An 8,140-nucleotide genomic window follows, 5' to 3' on the forward strand; every position below is an offset into this window, starting at 1 on the left:
CATAGCATTTATGCCGACTTTTCTCATCATTCCCGCGCTTATATTTGCAGGACTCGGCGCAGGGACAACGTTCAGCCTCGCTGTAATGTTCTCCGTGCTGCGGACCCGTACAGTGGAAGACTCGTATTACCTGTCCGGCATGGCTCAGTCAATCGGTAATAAAAAAGCAGCTAACAATTAAATTTTATAACAGCCGCATTACAGAAAATGCGGCTGTTTTCATATTCAAATTGCACTCGATGTGTAAGTTTGATATTATCAATAGGTTATTTATTTAAAAGAAAAGGAATCGCGGATGAATAATCCGCATCCTAAAAATATTAAGGAGCACATTAATGAAGGATTCTTCAGATCCAGCCAGTAAAAAATTATCGAAAGTATTTATATATTCTGTGCTGATAGTCGGCACACTTGTAGTTATCGGCGCCATAAATCCAAAAGGATTCGGGTCGGTGGCAGGCTTCATAGCAGACTGGGTAAGTAATTACTTCGGATGGTATTACATGATAATCACCTCCGTTACTTTATTCTTTTGTATTTTTCTTATCTTCAGTCCAATTGGCAAATTAAAACTCGGAAAACCGCACCACAAGCCTGAATTCAGTACACGTTCATGGCTGATGATGCTGTTCAGTGCAGGCATGGGTATCGGGATGATATTCTACAGTACATCAGAACCGATCGCCCACTTTTTCGCACCGGCAACTGCCGATCCCGAAACAGAGGAAGCGACAATGGAAGCAATCAGAGCAACCATATTTCACTTTGGTGCACATGCTTGGGGAATGTATGGTGCTGTTGCACTTGCCTTGGCTTACTTTCAGTTCAGAAAAGGTGAATCAGGACTTCTGTCAAAAACTTTACGTCCAATACTTGGAGATAAAGTAGACGGACCAGTCGGAATACTTATAGATGTCCTGACTGTATTTGCAACTGCGGTCGGAGTCGCTGTATCTTTAGGTGTCGGCACGACTCAAATCAACGGCGGCCTGAATTACCTGTTTGGTGTCCCGATTAGCATCAGTATCCAGGGACTTATCATCACCGTCGTCACTGTATTGTTTCTCGGCAGCGCCTGGAGCGGTTTAAGTAAAGGCGTCAAATACCTGAGCAATTTGAATACGCTTCTCGCTGCTGTCCTGCTGCTGACTATTCTTATACTGGGACCGACGCTCCTTATCCTGAATATGCTGCCGACAGCTGCCGGCGAGTACATCAATACATTTATATCGAGAACGCTGGATGCAGCTCCTTTAAACAATCAGAAAAACGACTGGCTCCAGTCATGGACTATTTACTATTGGGCGTGGTGGCTCAGCTGGAGTCCCTTTGTCGGCATTTTTATCGCAAGGGTATCCAAAGGCCGGACAGTACGTGAATTTGTTTTAGGCCTGCTTATTGTGCCGACCTCTATCGGTATTATCTGGTTTACTGTATTTGGTGTTACCGGCATTGAAGTTGCGAGCAAGGTGCCGTCACTGGTTGAATTCGGCCCGGAAACTCAGCTGTTCGCTATTTTTAATGAGATGCCGCTGAGCGTTCCTCTGTCGACTCTGGCGATTATTTTAGTATCATCTTTCTTTATTACGTCAGCGGACTCCGCAACCTTTGTACTCAGCATGCAGACATCACATGGTTCACTTCGCCCTGCAGCAAGTATTAAGGTCGTGTGGGGCATCAGCTTGTCAGCTATTGCTTTTATACTGCTATTATCAGGCGGAGACTCAGGACTCGAAGCTCTGCAGTCTGCAGCGATAATTGCAGCACTGCCTTTCAGTTTTGTAATTATTATGATGATGATTTCATTCTACAAAGATGCAAATGAAGAAAGAAAATATCTCGGTCTGACCATTACTCCAAATTCCAAACGTATGGAAGAGTATATTAAAAAAGAAGAACGGGAGTATCAGGAACAAAAAGAAGCAGGTGTCGATGAGAGAGACCTGTAATTAAAAGTGTCTGCCCCGCAAGCTGAACTTAATTCAGCTTGCGGGGTATTTTTATCAGTTTTATAACAAGTACTCTTCATATTTTGCCATTTGCTATAATTATAATGATACTATTACAGAAATGTGGAGATACAGATGTACGAACTCATGCTGATCATGCTCGAGAGACTTGGATTAATTGTCATGCTTGCCTTTATAGCAACTCGTCTGCGCTTTTTCAGAGATATGATTTCATCGGCTGCCCTGTCCCGAAAGCAGCAGTATAAAGCAATTATATTTTTTGGCGCTTTCGGTATTATTGGCACCTATTCCGGCGTGACTTTTCAGGCGGAACCCTTCCTCCTGCAGCGTTTAAAAACAGATATTTTCAATCATGAAGCGATCGCTAACTTCCGCGTTATCGGCGTTGTGCTCGGCGGCCTGTTCGGAGGATATAAAGTGGGAACTGCAGCCGGACTGATTGCCGGGGGACATCGTATGCTGCTCGGGGGCTTCACTGCATTTCCCTGCGGTATCGCTACCATTGCAGCCGGTATTTCAGCAGCCTGGATTCGCACTAAAAATCCGGAAATTACAGCTAAACCGCTGCTGGTATTTCTAATCGGCGCCGGTGCAGAAATGCTGCAGATGGCTTTAATTGTTCTTTTAGCACGTCCTTACACGGAAGCACTGGTACTTGTTCAGCACATCGCACTGCCGATGATTCTAGCAAATGGAATTGGCTGCGCACTTTTTCTCCTGATTATTAAAAGCGTAGCAAAAGAAGAAGAAAAGGCCGCAGCTTTGCAATCACAAAAAGTACTGCGCATTGCCGAACAGACACTTATGCATTTAAAATCGGGTTTAACCCCGCAGTCTGCTGATAAAGTATGTACAATTCTTTATCAGGAGCTTAATCTTAAAGGCGCAACAATTGATGATGCGGAAAATCAGCTTTCACATATCGGCAGCAGCAGCAATGCAGCTGTAATCGAATCTTTAAAGAGCCGTGACACCGTCATCGGCACCTTGAGATTCTATTTTTATTCGCAAAAAGATGTAACATCTATAGAAAAAGAAACATTATCCGGACTTGCGAATCTGTTGAGCAGCCAACTTGAACTGGCAGAGGCAGACAAGCTCTATAATCTTGCTAAAGATGCTGAAATCAATATTCTGCAGGCCCAGATTAACCCGCATTTTCTTTTTAACACTTTAAATACTGTTATTTCACTAATTCGCATCAATCCTGAAAAAGCGAGAACTGCTCTGAGATCTTTATCTAAATTTATACGGCAGAACCTGCATTCAACAACTGCGTCTTTGAAAACGCTGGAAAACGAAGTTGAGCATATAAAAGCGTATTTGTCGATAGAACAAATACGGTTTGAAGACAGAATTGCAGTTTCCTATCATATAGACGACAGCTGTCTGCATAATAAATTACCGGCTTTAACCCTCCAGCCTATTATCGAAAATGCAGTTAAGCACGGTTTTAAAGGAAAAATTGATCAGTGTAAATTGAGTATTACCGTCCGGGACCATAAAGATAATATATCTTTGTGTATAAAAGATAATGGTTCAGGTGTTCGCGAGAATAGACTTGTGAATTTAGCCGCAGACGTCAGCAGCAGTACAGAAGGTAATGGGATTGCCTTATATAATATTAATAAAAGACTTCAAATGACTTTCGGCAGCGACAGCGGTCTCCATTTTAAGTCCCGGCCGGATGATGGTATGGCGGTATATTTCAACATACCTAAAATTTCCTAACGTCTTTGAAAGGACTCGTTCAATAATGAATCAAATAATAAAAACACTCGTGGCAGATGATGAAAAATACAGCCGTGAAGAATTAAAATATTTGCTCGGAACACACCCGGCTATACAAGTTTCGGGAGAAGCTGCGACCGGGCGGGAAGCTTTGGCAAAAATAATTGCTGACGAGCTTGACTTGCTGCTCCTCGATATCGATATGCCAGAAATGAGCGGTATAGAGCTTGCTGCCACATTGAAAAAGATGAAGAACCCGCCGCTGATTATATTTACAACTGCTTATTCAGAGTATGCTGTTGAAGCCTTTAAAGTTCAAGCTGTTGATTATTTACTAAAACCGGTTGATGAAACGGAGTTAGCAGAAGCAATTGCACATGTTTCTGAACTGCTTGACTTTAAACGGGAACCTGCCCGCGGCAAGCTCGCGGTCGGAGGAGAAGAGTCTATCACTTATCTCAACCCTGCTGAAGTTCTGTTTGTTTCGCGGGAGAACAATACGACAGCGGTTGTCTCGTCTAAAGGAGTCTTCAGCAGCAGAAAGACGTTAAAAGAGCTGGAATCCCGTCTTCTTTCGCATTCATTTTTCCGTGTCCATAAGAGCTATCTCGTTAATACTGAAGTAATTACAGAAATGACACCCTGGTTTAACGGAGCTTTTCAGCTCACCTTAGAAGGCACAGATGTTCAAATACCGGTTAGCCGAAATTATGTAAAGTCTCTCCGTGACCACATAGAATTATAATAAAGACCTGTTACAGCGCTTATTTTGCATTTGAACCCCTTGTTTCGACACGATAGCTGAAACTTCCCAAAATTGTTTGTATATTTTGTAAGCTATAATGATGAAAACGCATTCAGAAATAGGGGGAGCAGAATGATTACATTTTTAGGAGCAATCGCTCTGTTATTAATAGGATATTTTACTTATGGAAAGTTTGTCGAAAAAGTTTTTCAGCCAAAAGAACTTCGGGCGACACCAGCTTATACAGAACATGATGGGGTCGACTATCTGCCAATGCATAAAAATAAAAATGCGCTGATACAATTAATCAGTATTGCCGGAGTGGGGCCAATATTTGGTCCTATTATGGGAGCACTTTACGGGCCGGTGGCATTTATCTGGATTGTACTCGGCTGTATATTTGCCGGCGGTGTCCACGATTACCTGACGGGTATGATTTCTATACGCAATAATGGGGCTCACTTGCCGGAACTTGCCGGAAAATTTTTAGGAAAAGCAATGAAACATGTTGTTAATGCTTTTTCGATTCTGCTGCTGCTTCTCGTCGGTACAGTATTTGTCGCTTCACCTGCAGATTTACTTTACGATCTTGTTAATGGAGCAGTACCTGCTGTAGTATTTGTCGTCTTAATTTTCATCTATTATTTGCTGGCGACTATACTGCCAATCAATAAAATTATCGGAACAATCTATCCTTACATAGGCGCACTGTTGTTATTCAGTACTGTGGGAATCGGGATTGCTCTCGTCTGGAACCAGGCGCCGGTTCCAGAACTGTCGTTTACAAACACTCATCCGGAAGGCGCAGCAATCTTTCCGCTTCTGTTCCTAACGATTTCATGCGGGGCGTTGTCAGGCTTCCATGCTACTCAAACACCGATTATTTCCAGAACAACAAAAAACGAAAATCAGGGCCGCAGAATTTTCTACGGCATGATGATTGCAGAAGGTATCATTGCTATGATTTGGGCAGCCGCAGCTATGAGTCTTTTTGACGGTCCGGTTACCTTGAATGAACTGATAGCAACAATCGGTACCGGTGGTATCGTTAATGAAATTTCAACGATGATGCTAGGTCCGATTATTGGAACATTCGCAGTTCTAGGTGTAATAGTTCTTCCCATTACTTCCGGAGACACTGCATTTAGAAGTGCCAGAATGATTATCGCAGACTATATCCGCGTGCCGCAAAAGAAAATAATGAGCAGAATTTGGATTGCAGCACCGATATTTATCATTTCAATCATACTGACAAATATGGACTTTACGCTATTATGGCGGTATTTTAACTGGGCAAACCAGTCAACTGCAATGATTGCTTTGTGGATTGGTGCAATGTATCTGTTCATCGGCAGACGCAACTACTGGATTGCAGCCGTGCCGGCTATCTTTATGACGATGACAGTGTCTACATATATTGTGAACGCACCTATCGGATTAAATCTTCCGATGGATATTTCTTTAGCAATCAGCGCTGTAATTACTGTACTGATTACTATTTTATTCTTTGTTTCAGCAAAAAAACGCCGCAGTGAAAACATTCCTCTGGAAACCGATGTTTCAGAATGGAATGAAAAACACTACGCTTATTCAGATTAATAGGATAAAACAACTTATGTCTGCACTGGTTAGTTTACCAGCACTCCGGTTCGGGCATATTTTATAATAAGAAGTTTTTTTAATCCGACAAGATAATCCTGAAGGGAGGATGCATCTAATGAAACAGTGGATGATACCGTTATTCATAATAATCTCAGTCGTTTTAACTGCGTGCAGCAGTGGTGATAAGACAGGGGAAGATCCGGAAAACAATACATCAGAAGATGCTGTATCCAAACCTTCAAAAGAAACGGCAGAATCAGAAGAACAAGATTTGGAAACAGAAGAGCCGCCAGAGGAAGAAGAATCTCAGCCAAGGGACAGTGAAGATACTGCTGATAATGAAGAGTCTAAAGAAAATTACACTGCTGCTGAGCATTGTATTATGACCCAGCTGGCAGAATGCGAAAACGTTCCTCCTGAAGATCAGTTTAAGGCATACAGAGACCTTGTTGCTGACAGCACACTGCCGGAAGCTCCCGGGAGCGACTGTCTGCCTTGTGCCGTCAAATATTCCTTTGAAGCAAAATACGGAGAATCTGACCCGGTGAATTATTCAATCCTCCCGCGTTCAGAAAAAATGCCGGAGGATATCTCCGACCCGTCGGAATTTGTTCACCAGTATCTGTTTTCATTGCCGGCATTTTTTAATAACCATGACGAGACAGCACTCAGCTTTTACCAGCCTGACTCAGCAGGTTATCACGCCTTGTTTGCAAATAAAGCGTCCGGAAACTTCAGCAATCATATGACTTATTCCGTTTTTATCAATTCTGAAGTGGAGAATCTTGACGGCAGTATCAATATCTATGCTTACCGAACATACTCACATATAAATACTAATGGTATTTTCGAAGTCTACGCCCGCTATAATTTGATTGAGCAGGATGGCCGATACTATCTGACAGACTATGAAGAACTGGAAAATACGCGTATAGAATAAACTTACAAATAAAAGCCTGGTCAATAAAATTCAGCTGATCAGGCTTTTTAGTATGACAATTATATGTTTATATTACATAAATGTGTCGATTCAATGGTAATAGTCAGAAATAATACAGTCAGATGTCATTATTACATTCCAAATATTAAATGTAACTTTATTATTATTGAGCTGTAACACATGTAAAATATATGTGTGTTACATTGATAACTGTCTTGGAAAACAAAGACTTTATAAAAGTTTGGTTTGCTTTAGAGAGAAAAAAATTACTTTTTATAATATATATTTTGGAGGAAGAAAATTTTATGAAGAAAACAATTTTAGCTACGACATTAGCATTAGGTTTAGGCGTAACAGGAGTTGCTGCAGGTCAGGACGCAGAAGCTTCTTCTATAGATAAAGCAGAACTTGCTCACACAGCTCAAAACAATCCGGAAGTATTAAATGCATCTGCAGTACACGAAGGTGCTTACGACTATAACTTCAACCACGGAAACTTTAACTACGACTTCGAGTCAGATGGTACTAACTACTCATGGGCATACAGCGGAACTGGTGAAGCACAGGCACAAACACAAGCAGTAGAAAAATCAGCACCTGCAGTACAGGAAGAAACACAAAATGTTCAATACAGCAACTACACTGAAGAAGTACAAGCGCCAGCACAAAATACACAAGCAGCAGCTCCAGCAGTAGAAGAAGTTGAACAGCCTGCAGCAGCATCACCTGCACCAGCTGAAAAAACACAGCAGTCAACTGGCGGATCAACTAAATCACAATTCTTAGCTGCCGGCGGCACTGAAGCTATGTGGAACTCAATCGTATTACCAGAATCAAGCGGTAATCCAAATGCAGTAAGCCCGAACGGTTACCAAGGATTAGGCCAAACGAAAGAATCATGGGGTACTGGTTCTGTTGCAGAACAGACTTCTGGTATGCTTAACTACGCTAAAAAGCGTTATGGTTCAGTCGATGCAGCAATCCAATTCCGTAACGCTAACAACTGGTGGTAAGATCTAAACATTAAAGTATTATAAGTAAAACCCGTATTCATCCATGATATGCTCCCCCTAAAGTAGACACTTAAAAAAGTAAACTACTTTAGGGGGAGTTTTCTCTTGAAATCAAACATAAGGTATTCAACGAATGAAC

At 41.9% G+C, this 8,140-nt stretch carries 7 protein-coding genes; all 7 read left to right on the forward strand.

The window, feature by feature from the left end; translation table 11 throughout:
* Nucleotides 1-10 precede the first annotated feature (10 nt).
* The 7 genes from DFR63_RS11635 to DFR63_RS06125 all read left to right on the forward strand — a co-directional run bounded on the left by DFR63_RS11635 (nucleotide 11) and on the right by DFR63_RS06125 (nucleotide 8,001).
* Nucleotides 11-181 (forward strand): MFS transporter, encoded by a 171-nt coding sequence (locus tag DFR63_RS11635; RefSeq protein ID WP_147302200.1) that lies wholly within the window; start codon nucleotides 11-13, stop codon nucleotides 179-181.
* Between the two features lie 154 nt (nucleotides 182-335).
* Complete coding sequence (locus DFR63_RS06100) at nucleotides 336-1,949, forward strand: BCCT family transporter (RefSeq protein ID WP_115885056.1); 1,614 nt, start codon at nucleotides 336-338, stop codon at nucleotides 1,947-1,949.
* A 135-nt stretch (nucleotides 1,950-2,084) separates the two neighbouring features.
* The gene (locus tag DFR63_RS06105; protein WP_115885057.1) at nucleotides 2,085-3,701 is read left to right on the forward strand and encodes a LytS/YhcK type 5TM receptor domain-containing protein; all 1,617 of its coding nucleotides are present in this window, start codon (nucleotides 2,085-2,087) and stop codon (nucleotides 3,699-3,701) included.
* A gap of 25 nt (nucleotides 3,702-3,726) precedes the next feature.
* On the forward strand, nucleotides 3,727-4,446 hold the full coding sequence (locus DFR63_RS06110) for a LytR/AlgR family response regulator transcription factor (protein WP_115885058.1): 720 nt from the start codon (nucleotides 3,727-3,729) through the stop codon (nucleotides 4,444-4,446).
* Between the two features lie 132 nt (nucleotides 4,447-4,578).
* Nucleotides 4,579-6,045, forward strand: coding sequence for a carbon starvation CstA family protein (locus DFR63_RS06115; RefSeq protein WP_115885059.1), 1,467 nt, complete (start codon nucleotides 4,579-4,581; stop codon nucleotides 6,043-6,045).
* 118 nt (nucleotides 6,046-6,163) lie between these two features.
* On the forward strand, nucleotides 6,164-6,988 hold the full coding sequence (locus tag DFR63_RS06120) for a hypothetical protein (protein ID WP_115885060.1): 825 nt from the start codon (nucleotides 6,164-6,166) through the stop codon (nucleotides 6,986-6,988).
* A gap of 305 nt (nucleotides 6,989-7,293) precedes the next feature.
* Entirely contained in the window at nucleotides 7,294-8,001 is a 708-nt protein-coding gene (locus tag DFR63_RS06125) for an aggregation-promoting factor C-terminal-like domain-containing protein (RefSeq protein ID WP_115885061.1), read from the forward strand.
* Nucleotides 8,002-8,140 lie beyond the last annotated feature (139 nt).

Source organism: Jeotgalicoccus halotolerans (assembly GCF_003387165.1).
Taxonomy (GTDB): domain Bacteria; phylum Bacillota; class Bacilli; order Staphylococcales; family Salinicoccaceae; genus Jeotgalicoccus; species Jeotgalicoccus halotolerans.

Excerpts from the sequence above, each read along its gene's own strand:
- DFR63_RS11635 (WP_147302200.1), top strand. The coding sequence starts at position 11 with ATGCCGACTTTTCTCATCATTCCCGCGCTTATATTTGCAGGACTCGGC.
- DFR63_RS06100 (WP_115885056.1), top strand. The coding sequence starts at position 336 with ATGAAGGATTCTTCAGATCCAGCCAGTAAAAAATTATCGAAAGTATTT.
- DFR63_RS06105 (WP_115885057.1), top strand. The coding sequence starts at position 2,085 with ATGTACGAACTCATGCTGATCATGCTCGAGAGACTTGGATTAATTGTC.
- DFR63_RS06110 (WP_115885058.1), top strand. The coding sequence starts at position 3,727 with ATGAATCAAATAATAAAAACACTCGTGGCAGATGATGAAAAATACAGC.
- DFR63_RS06115 (WP_115885059.1), top strand. The coding sequence starts at position 4,579 with ATGATTACATTTTTAGGAGCAATCGCTCTGTTATTAATAGGATATTTT.
- DFR63_RS06120 (WP_115885060.1), top strand. The coding sequence starts at position 6,164 with ATGAAACAGTGGATGATACCGTTATTCATAATAATCTCAGTCGTTTTA.
- DFR63_RS06125 (WP_115885061.1), top strand. The coding sequence starts at position 7,294 with ATGAAGAAAACAATTTTAGCTACGACATTAGCATTAGGTTTAGGCGTA.